This is a genomic window from Yersinia sp. 1252 StPb PI (assembly GCF_048593885.1).
Taxonomy (GTDB): domain Bacteria; phylum Pseudomonadota; class Gammaproteobacteria; order Enterobacterales; family Enterobacteriaceae; genus Yersinia; species Yersinia enterocolitica_E.
Window position 1 is genome coordinate 1 of sequence record NZ_JAZGQE010000128.1, and the last position, 14,625, is coordinate 14,625.

Here is a 14,625-nt window from a genome sequence, read left to right on the forward strand (position 1 = left end):
ATTTTAATCAAGTAATCAATTTTTTTAGACGTAATAAGTAAACATAAAAAAGCCCCTGAAACATGAATGCTCCAGGGGCTTTAAATCTAAACTTCCTAATTAAACTACATGTTGCGCTTGTAAAGTTGGGCTTGGTTCACCAATCGGTAATACGGTACGGCCATATTGTTCGTTCAATACTTCTGCCATTGCCAGGTAAATTGCACTTGCACCACAAATGATGCCTTCGAAACCGGCGAAAACCAGCAGTGAATGGTTACCGGTGAAGTTACCGACGGCCAGCAGCGCAAACAGCAGCGTCAGGCTACCGAACACAAACTGCAAAGCACGGTTAGCGGGCAAAGTTCCGAAGAACATAAACAGTGTGAAGATGCCCCATAAACCTAAATAAACGCCGAGGAATTGTGCATCAGTTGCGTCAGCCATACCCATCTTAGGTAACATCAGCAAACCGACCAGGCTCAGCCAAAATGCGCCATAGGAGGTAAATGCAGTGGCCGCGAAAGTATTACCCTTCTTATATTCCAGCATACCCGCCAGAATTTGTGCCAGACCGCCGTAAAAAATCCCCATACTCAAAATAACAGAGGTCAGGGGGAAGAAACCTGCATTGTGTAGGTTGAGCAAGACGGTTGTCATCCCAAAACCCATCAGGCCTAACGGGCCAGGATTTGCCAACTTGGTGGTGTTCATAAGTCCTCTGCAATTAACAGAATGCTAAAAAATGGATAGTTATCCGAATAAGTATCAAACGCCTGAATGACCAAAAAGTCGTCGATTCCCTCAGTGCGCGCCGCATCATAATGATCCACGCGGTTGGAAACAATGATCTCGAGGGTGATAAAAAGTAATTTTTTTTCATCTCCCCCCTTGATGCTGCGTTTCGTGGCCCCATCTTATTCCCAACCGCAGGGACTAATCGTGGATCAGCGGACACATGCATCAGTAAAATATTGGGCATGAAAACATTGATTAACAAAATACGGGCAGTTGAAAACAAACAATCCGCCCACATATAGATTAGTAACTTGACCGAATATGACTTTTTAGTGGAGGCGTTTTAGATGGGTAAAATTATTGGTATCGACTTGGGTACTACCAACTCTTGTGTAGCAATTATGGATGGCACTAAAGCTCGTGTGCTGGAAAACAGCGAAGGCGACCGTACTACGCCTTCTATCATCGCTTATACCCAAGATGGTGAGATTCTGGTTGGTCAACCGGCTAAACGTCAGGCTATTACTAACCCACAAAACACACTGTTTGCCATCAAACGTTTGATTGGCCGTCGTTTCCAGGATGAAGAAGCGCAGCGTGATAAAGATATCATGCCGTACAAAATCGTGGCAGCCGACAATGGTGATGCTTGGGTTGAAGTAAAAGGCCAGAAAGTTGCACCACCACAGATTTCTGCTGAAGTTCTGAAGAAAATGAAGAAAACAGCTGAAGATTTTCTGGGTGAACCAGTCACTGAAGCGGTTATCACTGTACCGGCTTACTTCAACGATGCTCAGCGTCAGGCAACGAAAGATGCTGGCCGTATCGCCGGTCTGGAAGTAAAACGTATCATCAACGAACCAACCGCAGCGGCACTGGCCTACGGTCTGGACAAAGAAGTCGGCAACCGTACTATCGCGGTTTATGACCTCGGTGGTGGTACTTTCGATATCTCTATCATCGAAATCGACGAAGTTGACGGTGAAAAAACCTTCGAAGTTCTGGCAACCAACGGTGATACTCACTTGGGTGGTGAAGACTTTGATAGCCGTCTGATCAACTATCTGGTTGACGAATTCAAGAAAGACCAGGGTATGGATCTGCGTACCGATCCACTGGCAATGCAGCGCCTGAAAGAAGCCGCTGAAAAAGCAAAAATCGAGCTGTCTTCAGCTCAACAGACCGACGTTAACCTGCCGTACATCACGGCTGATGGCAGCGGTCCAAAACACATGAACATCAAAGTGACCCGCGCTAAATTGGAGTCACTGGTAGAAGATTTGGTTAATCGTTCTATTGAACCACTGAAAGTGGCTTTACAAGATGCTGGCCTGTCTGTTTCCGATATCCAGGACGTTATCCTGGTTGGTGGTCAGACTCGTATGCCAATGGTTCAGAAGAAAGTTGCTGATTTCTTCGGTAAAGAACCACGCAAAGACGTTAACCCAGATGAAGCTGTAGCCATTGGTGCGGCAGTGCAGGGTGGTGTTCTGTCTGGTGAAGTGAAAGACGTTCTGTTATTGGACGTTACCCCACTGTCACTGGGTATTGAAACCATGGGTGGTGTGATGACCCCGCTTATCACTAAAAACACCACTATCCCAACTAAGCACAGCCAGGTGTTCTCTACTGCAGAAGACAACCAGTCTGCGGTAACCATCCATGTGCTTCAGGGTGAGCGTAAACGTGCTCAGGATAACAAGTCTCTGGGTCAGTTCAATTTGGACGGTATCCAGGCTGCTCCTCGCGGTATGGCGCAAATCGAAGTGACTTTCGATATCGACGCCGATGGTATTCTGCATGTGTCTGCTAAAGACAAGAATACCGGTCGTGAGCAGAAGATAACCATCAAGGCATCTTCTGGTTTGAACGAGGAAGAGATCCAGAAAATGGTACGTGATGCAGAAGCTAACGCAGAAGCAGACCGTAAGTTTGAGGAACTGGTTCAGACTCGCAACCAGGCTGACCATCTGATTCACGGCACCCGTAAACAGTTGGAAGAAGCCGGCGACAAACTGCCAGCAGAAGACAAAACTGCGATCGAAGATGCTTTGAAAGCGCTGGAAGCTGCTCTGAAAGGCGAAGACAAAGCTGAAATTGAAGCGAAAACTCAGGCTCTGGTGCAGGTTTCTGGCAAATTGCTGGAAATGGCTCAGCAGCAGCAAGCAGCCGCAGGCGGCGATGCTGGTGACACCAGTGCCAAGAAAGAAGACGACGTGGTAGACGCCGAATTCGAAGAAGTGAAAGACAAAAAATAATCGCCCTTAAGCGGGCACAGCAGTGGTAGGCCTTACTGTTGCTGGAAACCAGCACGGGCGTCGAGGAAACTCTACGCCCGTGCACGCATGTTAAGGGTAGGAAAAAAAGAGAATGGCGAAGAGAGATTATTACGAGGTTTTAGGCGTCAGTAAGGGCGCCGATGAACGTGAAATCAAAAAGGCCTATAAACGCCTGGCAGTAAAGTATCACCCGGACCGTAATCAGGACGAGAACGATACCGGTGAAAATTTTAAAGAAGTTAAAGAAGCTTACGAAATTCTGACTGACCCACAAAAACGTGCAGCATATGATCAATATGGTCATGCAGCCTTTGAACAAGGTGGCATGGGCGGCGGCGGTTTTGGTGGTGGCGGTGGTGCTGATTTTAGCGACATTTTTGGTGATGTTTTCGGTGATATCTTTGGTGGTGGCCGCCGTCAGCGTGCTTCCCGTGGTTCCGATCTACGCTACAACATGGATCTGACACTGGAAGAAGCCGTGCGCGGCGTGACGAAAGAAATTCGCATCCCAACGCTGAATGAGTGTGATGTTTGCCACGGTAGTGGCGCTAAGCCAGGAAGTTCGCCAGTCACTTGTTCGACTTGCCGTGGTGCAGGTCAGGTACATATGCGCCAAGGGTTCTTTACCGTCCAGCAGGCATGTCCTACTTGTCAGGGTAATGGTCAAATCATTAAAGATCCTTGCAACAAGTGCCATGGGCATGGCCGTGTTGAAAAATCCAAAACACTGTCGGTTAAGATCCCCGCCGGTGTTGATACCGGTGACCGCATTCGCTTAAGTGGCGAAGGTGAAGCGGGTGAACATGGCGCGCCAGCAGGTGATTTATATGTTCAGGTGCAAGTTAAAGCGCACCCAATCTTCGAACGTGAAGGCAATAACCTGTATTGTGAAGTGCCAATTAACTTTGCTATGGCAGCCTTAGGCGGCGAGATTGAAGTCCCAACGCTGGATGGCCGGGTTAAGCTGAAAGTCCCAGCAGAGACCCAAACCGGCAAGCTGTTTCGCATGCGTGGCAAGGGTGTTAAATCTGTGCGTGGCGGAAGTCAGGGTGACCTGTTATGCCGTGTTGTGGTTGAGACACCAGTCCATCTGAGCGAAAAACAGAAACAGCTACTGCGTGAACTGGAAGAGAGTTTCGTCGGTGCTGCGGGTGAGAAAAATAGTCCCCGCTCTAAAAGCTTCTTAGATGGCGTTAAGAAATTCTTTGACGATTTGACTCGCTGATCAATGAGTTGTTAATCGGCTAAGAAAGTGCAAGAAAACGAAAAATCCTCGATTAACGTCGGGGATTTTTTTCATCATCGACTAAATATATATGTGAAGTAAATCATCAATGGCTCGGTTTTTTCGATCATTTGATGTCTTAAAAACGACTTTTTTCGAGTTGAAGACTATCTTAAAATTGATGCATTGATTCGCCGGGCACAGGCTCACTGTCCGATGTAAGGAGTTATTCATTGTGACAAACATGATCCGTCAATTTTTACGCCAAGAGGCCGCGGGTGGGCTGATTCTAATTTTTGCTGCCACCGTCGCCTTATTTATGGCTAACAGCCCCCTATTTAGCATTTACCAATCATTTCTTGATGTACCGGTATCGGTAAAGATAGCCTCGCTGGATATCAGCAAGCCACTATTACTGTGGATTAATGACGGTTTAATGGCGATATTCTTCCTGATGATTGGGCTGGAAGTTAAGCGCGAACTGATGGAAGGTTCGTTAGCTGGCCGCGATAAAGCGGTTTTTCCGGCCATAGCAGCATTAGGTGGTATGCTGGCACCGGCTTTGATTTATCTATTATTTAACGCTGCTGATGAGGTTACCCGCCAGGGCTGGGCAATTCCTGCGGCTACTGATATCGCCTTTGCGTTAGGTGTGATGGCTCTGTTGGGGAATCGGGTTCCAACCAGTCTTAAAGTCTTTTTACTGGCGCTGGCCATTATTGATGACTTGGGTGTCATCATCATTATTGCGTTGTTCTATACCCACGAGGTTTCACTGCAAGCCTTAGGCATAGCTGCTGCGGCTATTGCGCTACTGGCTTACATGAATTGGCGTGGGGTAGGGAAAACCTCTGCGTATCTACTGGTGGGATTGGTATTGTGGGTCTGCATCCTCAAATCAGGTGTGCATGCGACCTTAGCCGGGGTCATTGTCGGCTTTATGATACCGTTGCACACTAAAGATAAGCGTTCACCGTCAGAATCGCTCGAACATGGTTTGCACCCATGGGTTGCTTATTTGATCTTGCCACTGTTTGCGTTTGCCAATGCGGGGGTTTCATTGCAAGGCGTTTCACTCGCTGGATTGACATCGCTATTGCCTCTGGGGATTGCGAGCGGTCTGTTTATTGGTAAGCCACTGGGGATTTTCCTCTTTAGTTGGCTCGCGGTTAAGTTAGGGGTGGCTAAACTACCTGACGCAATAAACTTTAAGCAGATTTTTGCGGTGTCGGTGCTATGCGGTATCGGTTTTACTATGTCGATATTTATTGCGTCGCTGGCATTTGATGGCGCCGATCTCGCTTTGCTTACCTATTCTAAGTTGGGCATATTATTAGGCTCCACCACCGCAGCCATTGTGGGTTATAGCTTGTTGCGTATGGCCTTGCCAGCAACAAGAAAAATAACTCGCTGATTACTATTTGAATGACCAGTGCCGCTCGTAAAGGTACTGGTGTTCTACCTGATGGATTTCTAGGCTTACCGTCAGAACAGGGAACGTTTAGTCGTGCATGAGGTTATATACACCCTAAATAATTCGAGTTGCAGGAAGTCGGCAAGTGAAAGGCAGATTGGTTGTAAACCATTTTGAACGCTGCCAATGCACATGCAACTTGAAGTAGGACGGGTATATCTGGCTCGCCGATATGTTAAGGGGATAACAACATGCGAATGTCACATATCAATTTCAATCATCTTTATTACTTTTGGCAGGTCTGTAAAGAAGGTTCAGTCGTCGGTGCAGCAGAAGCATTATTCCTGACGCCACAAACAATTACCGGGCAAATTAAAGCGTTGGAAGAGCGTCTGGGGGGGAAGTTATTTAAGCGACAAGGGCGAGGCTTGGTGCCATCAGAGTTGGGGCAGTTGGTCTTTCGTTATGCGGATAAAATGTTCATGCTTAGCCATGAAATGCTGGATATCGTTAATTATCGCAAAGAATCTAATCTACTTTTCGATGTTGGTGTTGCCGATGCATTATCCAAGCGCTTGGTGAGCCAGGTTCTGGAAACGGCTGTCGTTGAGAACGAAAAGATTCATCTGCGCTGTTTTGAATCGACCCACGAAATGCTGCTGGAGCAGTTGAGTCAGCACAAACTGGATATGATTCTGTCCGATTGTCCGGTTGATTCCAGCCAACAAGAAGGGTTGTTCTCTGTCAAACTGGGCGAATGCAGCGTGAGTTTTTATTGTCGTCAGCCGATCCCTGATTTACCTTTCCCTGCTTGTTTGCAGCAAAAGCGTTTGTTGATACCGGGCCGTCGTTCCATGCTTGGGCGCAAATTGCTGAACTGGATTAACAGTAAAGGGCTACAGGTAGAGATTTTGGGTGAGTTTGATGACGCGGCACTGATGAATGCTTTCGCTATTTATAACAATGCTATTTTTGTTGCACCGACAATGTACGCTGCTGATACCTACGCTAAAGATGACCAGATAGTCGAAATTGGCCGCTTAGACAGTGTGCAGGAAGAATATTATGTGATTTTTGCCGAGCGTATGATCCAACATCCGGCAGTGCAGCGGGTATGTAACAAAGATTTTTCCGCGCTCTTTAGTGGCTAAATAGCCACGTTACCTTGCAAACTACAGCTGTGTTGATTGCACTCGTTCATAAATATGTCAGCTTATCGGGATTAATGAGTGCCACCCTAGGGGCTGACATAAATGCTGTCACCTCGGGTTTATACCAATTTGTCATTTGATGGCTGACTTTCTGCGTTTTGAACTCTATAGGCTATAAATGGGTCTTGCCGTGAATAGGCTAAATTATAAGCAATTCAAAAAATAGATATAAAAAAACCGGCCTAGGCCGGTCTTTTTACTAAGCAATCGACGTAATGCAATTACTGCATTGCGTTGATTTGCGCGACTAAGTTTGACTTATGGCGCGCTGCTTTGTTTTTGTGGATCAGACCTTTACAGGACTGACGATCCACGATTGGTTGCATTTCATTAAATGCTTTTTGCGCTGCGTCTTTATCGCCAGCTGCAATTGCCGCATACACCTTCTTAATGAAGGTACGCACCATTGAGCGACGGCTAGCATTATGCTTGCGGCGTTTCTCAGACTGTACGGCGCGTTTCTTAGCTGATTTGATATTAGCCAAGGTCCAACTCCCAAATATATTCTATTGAGGACAATTCAAAGGCCGAGGAATATGCCCTTTTAGCCTTCGTTTGTCAATGGATTTGTGCAAATAAGCGCCGTTTGTACGGGCGGCACTTGCTACGTTGTGATGGAGCGGGATTTTACCAGCTTCGCACTGCGGAATACAGTCTTTCGAAAGAAAAATCCACAGTTCACTGCCTTGAAGGGATTCGACGGTGGTTCTTGTAAAAATCTCAGCCTGCTTCTGTATTCAAACTCCGTGCGCATTCTACAGGATAAAGTCAGTAAAAGGGATTTTACCTGCACAATATTGGCAAAATGGTATGACTTTCGGTTAAAGGTGCCAATCGCGGGTTAACCTTAACGGCTGTACAAGGTATAATCCGGCGATTTCCACTGTTTTGAGCCAGCTATGGAGCTAATTCGCGGTATACATAATATCCGGGCACGCCACCATGGTTGCGTGCTAACTATCGGTAACTTTGATGGTGTCCATCGTGGACATCAGGCCTTATTGGAGCAGCTAAAGTGTGAAGGTCAGCGCTTGGGCTTGCCCGTAATGGTTATGATATTTGAACCGCAACCACTGGAATTGTTTGCAGCGGACAAAGCACCAGCAAGGCTAACGCGCCTGCGGGATAAAGCCAGATATCTGGCTGAGGCCGGCGTTGATTATCTGTTGTGCGTAAAATTTGATCCGCGTTTTGCAGCTAATACTGCGCAAGCTTTTGTTGCTCAGTTGCTGGTAGAGAAGTTGGGTGTTAAGTTTTTAACTGTTGGTGATGACTTCCGCTTTGGCGCAGAGCGTCAGGGGGATTTTCAACTGTTACAGCAAGCCGGTGCTGAATTTGGTTTCGATGTTATCAGCACAGATAGCTTTTGTGATGGTGGGTTACGCATTAGTAGCACCGCAATTCGTCAGGCACTTTATAATGACGATTTGGTGTTGGCTGAGGCGTTACTTGGCCACCCCTATAGCATTTCCGGCCGAGTGGTTCATGGTGATGAACTGGGGCGCACGATTGGCTTCCCCACGGCGAATTTGCCATTAAAACGTTTAGTCGCTCCGGTGAAAGGAGTGTATGCGGTTGATGTGTATGGCTTGGGTCCAGAGCCATTACCCGGAGTTGCCAACATTGGTACCCGGCCTACCGTTGCTGGTGTTCGCCAGCAACTAGAGGTTCATCTGCTGGATGTAACTATGGATCTTTATGGGTGCCATATTGACGTGGTGCTCCGCGCGAAACTGCGCAACGAACAGCGTTTTGCTTCGCTCGATGCCCTGAAGCAGCAAATCGCCCATGATGTGGTGACGGCCCGAACATTTTTCGGGCTAAAGACACCGGTTTAATATTTCTAGCCGAAACGGAACCGAGAATCTAATGAGTGACTACAAGAATACCCTGAACTTGCCTGAAACAGGGTTCCCGATGCGCGGCGATCTGGCTAAGCGTGAACCTGACATGCTGAAACGTTGGTATGAGCAGGATCTGTACGGGATTATTCGTACGGCCAAGAAAGGTAAAAAAACCTTTATTTTGCACGACGGCCCTCCTTATGCGAACGGCAACATTCACATTGGTCACTCTGTTAACAAAATTCTCAAAGACATTATTGTTAAATCGAAAGGAATGGCGGGTTACGACTCTCCTTATATTCCAGGGTGGGACTGCCATGGTTTGCCGATTGAGTTAAAAGTTGAACAGTTAATTGGTAAGCCGGGCGAGAAAGTCAGTGCCGCAGAGTTCCGTACTGCTTGCCGTAAATATGCGGCTGAGCAGGTTGAAGGTCAGAAGAAAGACTTCATCCGCCTGGGGGTATTGGGCGATTGGGACCATCCTTATTTGACGATGGATTTCAAAACTGAAGCCAATATCATTCGTGCATTAAGCAAAATCATTGATAACGGCCACTTGCACAAAGGCGCGAAGCCAGTGCATTGGTGTACTGATTGTGGTTCGTCACTGGCTGAAGCAGAAGTTGAATATTACGATAAAACCTCACCTTCCATTGATGTGCGCTTTAATGCCGTCGATGTAGCGGCTGTTGCCACCAAATTTAATGTTTCGGCGATTAAAGGCCCGATTTCACTGGTTATCTGGACGACAACTCCGTGGACCTTGCCCGCTAACCGTGCGATTTCACTGAATGCTGAATACATTTACCAACTTGTCCAGGTTCATGGCGAATGCCTGATTCTGGCAGAAGATCTGGTGGAAAGTGTCATGAAGCGCGCAGGGATTGCTGAATGGACGGTATTGGGGAGCTGCAAAGGCTCTGATTTGGAACTGCTGCGTTTCAATCATCCGTTTATGGGCTTTGATGTTCCGGCAATTTTAGGTGATCACGTTACACTGGATGCCGGTACTGGTGCAGTTCACACAGCACCTGGTCACGGCCCGGATGACTTTGTTATCGGCCAGAAATACGGTTTAGAAGTTGCCAACCCGGTGGGGCCGAATGGCTGTTATTTGGCGGGGACGTATCCTACTCTGGACGGCATGTTCGTGTTTAAAGCCAACGATGTGATTGTTGAGCTGCTACGTGAAAAAGGCGCACTGCTGAAAGTTGAAAAACTGGTTCACAGCTACCCGTGCTGCTGGCGCCATAAAACACCTATTATCTTCCGTGCTACACCACAATGGTTTATCAGCATGGATCAGAAAGGCCTGCGTAAGCAGTCGCTGGAAGAGATTAAAGGCGTGCAATGGATCCCCGATTGGGGTCAGGCACGTATCGAAACCATGGTGGCAAACCGCCCTGATTGGTGTATCTCGCGTCAGCGTACCTGGGGCGTGCCGATGTCCCTGTTTGTGCACAAAGAGACTGAAGCACTACATCCACGCAGCACTGAGCTGATGGAAGAAGTCGCCAAACGCGTTGAGCAAGACGGTATTCAGGCATGGTGGGATCTGGATCCTGCGGAAATCCTGGGTGCTGATGCCGCCGATTACACCAAAGTGCCAGACACCTTGGACGTATGGTTTGACTCCGGTTCAACTCATTCGTCGGTGGTTGACGTGCGTCCTGAATTTGGTGGTCATAGCCCGGATATGTACCTGGAGGGTTCTGATCAACACCGTGGCTGGTTTATGTCTTCACTGATGATAGCAACCGCGATGAAAGGCAAAGCGCCTTATCGCCAAGTGCTGACCCACGGTTTTACCGTTGATGGGCAAGGGCGCAAAATGTCCAAATCCATCGGTAACACCATCAGCCCGCAAGATGTGATGAACAAACTGGGTGGTGACATTCTGCGTCTGTGGGTGGCATCAACCGATTACACCGGTGAGATCGCGGTTTCTGACGAAATCCTCAAACGCTCTGCTGACTCTTATCGCCGTATCCGTAACACTGCGCGCTTCTTGCTGGCGAATCTAAATGGGTTTGATCCTGCGCTGCATCAGGTGAAACCGGAAGATATGGTAGTCGTAGACCGCTGGGCAGTCGGCCGTGCCCAGGCAGCTCAAGCTGAGATCATGGCAGCGTACGAAAGTTACGATTTCCACTTGGTGGTGCAGCGCTTGATGCAGTTCTGCTCGGTTGAGATGGGGTCCTTCTATTTGGATATCATTAAAGACCGTCAGTACACCGCGAAAGGCGACAGCGTTGCCCGCCGCAGTTGCCAGACCGCATTGTTCCATATCGCAGAAGCATTGGTGCGCTGGATGGCACCTATTATGTCCTTTACCGCAGATGAGATCTGGAACCAACTGCCAGGCAGTCGTCCACAGTATGTCTTCACTGAAGAGTGGTATGACGGTCTGTTCGGGTTGGCGGGTGATGAAAGTATGAACGATACTTTCTGGGCCGAGCTGTTAAAAGTCCGTGGTGAAGTCAACAAGGTGTTAGAGCAGGCCCGTAGCGATAAGCGTATCGGTGGTTCATTGGAGGCGGCAGTTACCTTGTTCGCCGAGCCTGAACTGGCTGCGCGATTGAACAGTTTGCAAGATGAATTGCGTTTTGTGCTGTTGACCTCAGCTGCGAAAGTTGCCCCTTATGCTGATGCGGGTGATGATGCGCTGCAAAGTGAGTTGATTGCCGGGCTGAAAATCACCTTTAATAAGGCTGATGGTGAGAAGTGCCCGCGTTGCTGGCATTACACTCAAGATGTCGGTTTGGTAGCGGAACATGCTGAATTGTGCGGCCGCTGTGTCACTAACGTTGCCGGAGACGGTGAAGAGCGTAAGTTCGCCTAATGAGTAAACCTATTTGTTCGACCGGATTGCGCTGGTTATGGCTGGCGGTATTGGTGGTTATTTTGGATCTCAGCAGCAAACAGTGGGTCATGACCCACTTTGCCTTGTATGAGTCAGTGCCGCTGATCCCGTTTTTTAACCTGACCTACGCACAGAATTTTGGCGCAGCCTTTAGCTTCCTTGCCGATAAAAGTGGCTGGCAGCGTTGGTTCTTTGCGGGCATAGCTATTGGTATTTCAGTGGTATTAATGGTGCTGATGTATCGCTCTACTGCCAAACAACGCCTGCTCAATTGTGCTTATGCTCTGATTATTGGTGGGGCATTAGGTAACTTATTTGATCGCATGGTGCATGGCGCGGTGATCGATTTTATCGATTTCCACGTCAATAACTGGCATTTCCCAACCTTTAACATCGCCGATACCGCTATCTGTATCGGTGCTGCGTTGGTTATCTTTGAGGGTTTTTTAAGCCCTGCTGAAAAAACGGCCATGAATAAAGGTGAATGAGATGTCCGAGCGTGTACCCGCTAATCAAGTACAAGACCATTTTGTACAAGACAAGAGCGCCGTATTGGTGCACTTCACTCTGAAACTGGAAGATGGTTCAACGGCGGAATCAACACATATTCATGGCAAACCTGCGCTGTTTCGTTTAGGTGATGACAGCCTTTCTGATGCACTTGAGCAGCAGTTAATTGGTTTGAAAGTAGGTGATAAGCATGCTTTCACTTTACAACCTGAAGATGCGTTTGGTTTGGAAAGCCCTGACCTGATTCAGTACTTCACCCAGCGTGACTTTGCTCAAACCGGCGTGCCAGATGCCGGTACTATTATGCTATTTACCTCCCGTGATGGCAGTGAAATGCCAGGTGTGGTGCGGGAAGTGGCGGAAGAGTCTATTACTGTTGATTTTAATCACCCGTTGGCAGGGCATTCCATTAGCTTTGAAATTGAAGTGTTGGAGATTGACCCGCAACAGGAGGCAATGCATGCAGATATTGCTGGCTAATCCACGCGGCTTTTGTGCCGGAGTTGATCGGGCTATCAGTATTGTTGAACGCGCGATCGAAATGTATGGTGCGCCAATCTATGTGCGCCATGAAGTGGTACACAACCGTTATGTGGTTGATAGCTTGCGTGAACGTGGTGCTATCTTTATCGAGGAGATTTCAGAAGTGCCAGATGGCTCTATTCTGATTTTCTCGGCCCATGGCGTGTCGCAGGCTGTGCGAGCAGAAGCTCGTGAGCGCAAGCTTACTATGCTGTTTGACGCAACCTGCCCATTGGTGACCAAAGTTCATATGGAAGTCGCACGTGCTAGTCGCAAGGGTAAAGAAGCCATCTTGATAGGCCACGCCGGTCACCCGGAAGTGGAGGGTACCATGGGGCAATACAGCAACCCGAAAGGGGGGATGTATCTGGTTGAATCACCTGATGATGTCTGGGCTTTGCAGGTTAAAGATGAGAACAATCTGTGCTTTATGACACAGACGACCTTGTCGGTTGATGACACCTCTGCAATTATCGATGCCTTACACCAGCGTTTCCCGAAGATTGTCGGTCCACGCAAAGATGATATCTGCTATGCCACGACCAACCGGCAAGAAGCGGTGCGCAATCTGGCTAATGATGCCGATGTGGTCTTAGTGGTTGGCTCGAAAAACTCCTCTAACTCTAATCGGTTGGCTGAGTTGGCACAGCGGATGGGTAAGCCTGCTTATCTCATTGATTCAGCGGCCGATATACAAGAGTTATGGTTACAGGGGGCTGCGTGTATCGGTGTTACCGCTGGCGCATCTGCTCCCGATATTCTGGTACAGCAAGTTATTGCGCGCTTGCAAGCTCTCGGTGCTGGTGGGTCTATCGAACTTAGTGGCCGTGAAGAGAGTATCGTCTTCGAAGTACCTAAAGAATTACGTGTCGATGTAAAACAGATCGACTGATTGATACCGTGCTTCAACGTTAAAAAGCAGCCCTCAGTGGCTGCTTTTTTATGGGTGTATTTCACCATAACTGCATGAATATGCGAAATAACCGCATTATGCCAGATGAAGTGTTACCGCGTATTTAAGGAATTAAGTGGTTTCACTGATAAAAGCATGCGTATATCATTTTTTTCTAATACAGATTAAATAGGCTGGCAGAGTCCATAGCGGGCGGCTAATCTGAACCTTGGTCAGGGTAGATGACACAATATGAGAGGAAGTATGACTGATTCAACAATTCGTATCGCTGTTGTCGGCGCGGGCGGCCGTATGGGCCGACAACTTATCCAGGCAATTACTCACACTGAAGGTGTGGTGCTGGGGGCTGCTGTTGAACGTGTTGGATCGACATTAGTGGGGAGTGATGCTGGCGAACTGGCCGGAACGGGGTTGTTAAAAATCACAGTAAGTGATGATTTATCTAATGTAATTGATGATTTTGATGTTTTGATCGATTTTACCCGGCCTGAGGGCACGCTGGAGCATTTAGCCATTTGTCATCAATATCGTAAGGCGATGATAATTGGCACTACTGGCTTTGATGATGCAGGTAAAGAAGCAATCAGGGCTGCGGCAACGGACATTGCTATTGTGTTCGCTGCCAATTTCAGTGTTGGGGTTAATGTGGTGCTAAAGCTGCTAGAGAAGGCAGCGAAAGTGATGGGTGACTATACCGATATCGAAATAATCGAGGCACATCATCGGCATAAAGTTGATGCACCTTCAGGTACCGCGCTGGCGATGGGGGAGGCAATTGCTGACTCACTAGGGCGTTCACTGAAAGATTGCGCGGTTTATAGCCGTGAAGGTCATACCGGCGAACGCAAACCCGGCACTATCGGTTTCGCAACCGTACGTGCTGGCGATATTGTTGGAGAGCATACGGCTATGTTTGCTGATATTGGCGAGCGCGTTGAAATCACACACAAAGCGACCAGTCGCATGACTTTCGCCAATGGCGCGGTTAAATCGGCTATTTGGGTGTCAATGCGGGATAATGGCTTATTTGATATGCGTGATGTATTGAATTTGAATGAACTTTAAAGATGTAAAGCACAGCCAGTGATGTGGTTGTTTTTATCATAATAGTTTGATAACAGGGCAAT

At 47.9% G+C, this 14,625-nt stretch carries 12 protein-coding genes; 10 read left to right on the forward strand and 2 right to left on the reverse strand.

Annotated elements, in window-relative coordinates; genetic code table 11:
* Positions 1 to 99: 99 nt before the first annotated feature.
* Positions 100 to 693 carry an acetate uptake transporter gene (gene satP / locus V2A85_RS16660; RefSeq protein ID WP_083160623.1) on the reverse strand — a complete coding sequence of 198 codons (594 nt, stop codon included), beginning with the start codon at positions 691 to 693 and terminating at the stop codon, positions 100 to 102.
* A 371-nt stretch (positions 694 to 1,064) separates the two neighbouring features.
* Between satP and dnaK the strand changes: the two genes are divergently transcribed.
* The 4 genes from dnaK to nhaR all read left to right on the forward strand — a co-directional run bounded on the left by dnaK (position 1,065) and on the right by nhaR (position 6,786).
* Positions 1,065 to 2,975, forward strand: a complete 1,911-nt coding sequence (dnaK, locus tag V2A85_RS16665) for a molecular chaperone DnaK (RefSeq protein WP_420071882.1) — start codon at positions 1,065 to 1,067, stop codon at positions 2,973 to 2,975.
* Positions 2,976 to 3,087: 112 nt separating this feature from the next.
* Positions 3,088 to 4,221 carry a molecular chaperone DnaJ gene (gene dnaJ / locus V2A85_RS16670; RefSeq protein WP_083160619.1) on the forward strand — a complete coding sequence of 378 codons (1,134 nt, stop codon included), beginning with the start codon at positions 3,088 to 3,090 and terminating at the stop codon, positions 4,219 to 4,221.
* A gap of 235 nt (positions 4,222 to 4,456) precedes the next feature.
* Positions 4,457 to 5,635: a Na+/H+ antiporter NhaA gene (gene nhaA, locus V2A85_RS16675; RefSeq protein ID WP_372557972.1), complete on the forward strand. Its 1,179-nt coding sequence runs from the start codon at positions 4,457 to 4,459 to the stop codon at positions 5,633 to 5,635.
* A 251-nt stretch (positions 5,636 to 5,886) separates the two neighbouring features.
* A complete protein-coding gene (gene nhaR / locus V2A85_RS16680; RefSeq protein WP_083160614.1) occupies positions 5,887 to 6,786 on the forward strand; it encodes a transcriptional activator NhaR in 900 nt (299 codons plus the stop codon).
* A 281-nt stretch (positions 6,787 to 7,067) separates the two neighbouring features.
* Here nhaR and rpsT read toward each other — a convergent pair whose 3' ends face one another.
* On the reverse strand, positions 7,068 to 7,331 hold the full coding sequence (gene rpsT / locus V2A85_RS16685; RefSeq protein WP_002220715.1) for a 30S ribosomal protein S20: 264 nt from the start codon (positions 7,329 to 7,331) through the stop codon (positions 7,068 to 7,070).
* A gap of 414 nt (positions 7,332 to 7,745) precedes the next feature.
* Between rpsT and ribF the strand changes: the two genes are divergently transcribed.
* From ribF to dapB, 6 genes are all read left to right on the forward strand, one after another.
* Positions 7,746 to 8,684, forward strand: coding sequence for a bifunctional riboflavin kinase/FAD synthetase (gene ribF / locus V2A85_RS16690; RefSeq protein WP_420071883.1), 939 nt, complete (start codon positions 7,746 to 7,748; stop codon positions 8,682 to 8,684).
* Positions 8,685 to 8,715: 31 nt separating this feature from the next.
* Positions 8,716 to 11,532 (forward strand): isoleucine--tRNA ligase, encoded by a 2,817-nt coding sequence (gene ileS, locus V2A85_RS16695; RefSeq protein WP_420071884.1) that lies wholly within the window; start codon positions 8,716 to 8,718, stop codon positions 11,530 to 11,532.
* Positions 11,532 to 12,041, forward strand: a complete 510-nt coding sequence (gene lspA / locus V2A85_RS16700; RefSeq protein WP_372557975.1) for a signal peptidase II — start codon at positions 11,532 to 11,534, stop codon at positions 12,039 to 12,041. The genes ileS and lspA overlap by 1 nt, the downstream gene beginning before the upstream one ends.
* A 1-nt stretch (position 12,042) precedes the next feature.
* Positions 12,043 to 12,543 (forward strand): FKBP-type peptidyl-prolyl cis-trans isomerase, encoded by a 501-nt coding sequence (gene fkpB, locus V2A85_RS16705; RefSeq protein WP_372557976.1) that lies wholly within the window; start codon positions 12,043 to 12,045, stop codon positions 12,541 to 12,543.
* On the forward strand, positions 12,524 to 13,477 hold the full coding sequence (ispH, locus tag V2A85_RS16710; RefSeq protein WP_372557977.1) for a 4-hydroxy-3-methylbut-2-enyl diphosphate reductase: 954 nt from the start codon (positions 12,524 to 12,526) through the stop codon (positions 13,475 to 13,477). The genes fkpB and ispH overlap by 20 nt, the downstream gene beginning before the upstream one ends.
* Before the next feature lie 264 nt (positions 13,478 to 13,741).
* On the forward strand, positions 13,742 to 14,563 hold the full coding sequence (gene dapB / locus V2A85_RS16715; protein WP_420071885.1) for a 4-hydroxy-tetrahydrodipicolinate reductase: 822 nt from the start codon (positions 13,742 to 13,744) through the stop codon (positions 14,561 to 14,563).
* Positions 14,564 to 14,625 lie beyond the last annotated feature (62 nt).

Coding starts and splice junctions, on each gene's coding strand:
- dnaJ (WP_083160619.1), top strand. CDS start 3,088: ATGGCGAAGAGAGATTATTACGAGGTTTTAGGCGTCAGTAAGGGCGCC.
- dapB (WP_420071885.1), top strand. CDS start 13,742: ATGACTGATTCAACAATTCGTATCGCTGTTGTCGGCGCGGGCGGCCGT.
- ribF (WP_420071883.1), top strand. CDS start 7,746: ATGGAGCTAATTCGCGGTATACATAATATCCGGGCACGCCACCATGGT.
- nhaR (WP_083160614.1), top strand. CDS start 5,887: ATGCGAATGTCACATATCAATTTCAATCATCTTTATTACTTTTGGCAG.
- dnaK (WP_420071882.1), top strand. CDS start 1,065: ATGGGTAAAATTATTGGTATCGACTTGGGTACTACCAACTCTTGTGTA.
- satP (WP_083160623.1), bottom strand. CDS start 693: ATGAACACCACCAAGTTGGCAAATCCTGGCCCGTTAGGCCTGATGGGT.
- fkpB (WP_372557976.1), top strand. CDS start 12,043: ATGTCCGAGCGTGTACCCGCTAATCAAGTACAAGACCATTTTGTACAA.
- ispH (WP_372557977.1), top strand. CDS start 12,524: ATGCAGATATTGCTGGCTAATCCACGCGGCTTTTGTGCCGGAGTTGAT.
- lspA (WP_372557975.1), top strand. CDS start 11,532: ATGAGTAAACCTATTTGTTCGACCGGATTGCGCTGGTTATGGCTGGCG.
- ileS (WP_420071884.1), top strand. CDS start 8,716: ATGAGTGACTACAAGAATACCCTGAACTTGCCTGAAACAGGGTTCCCG.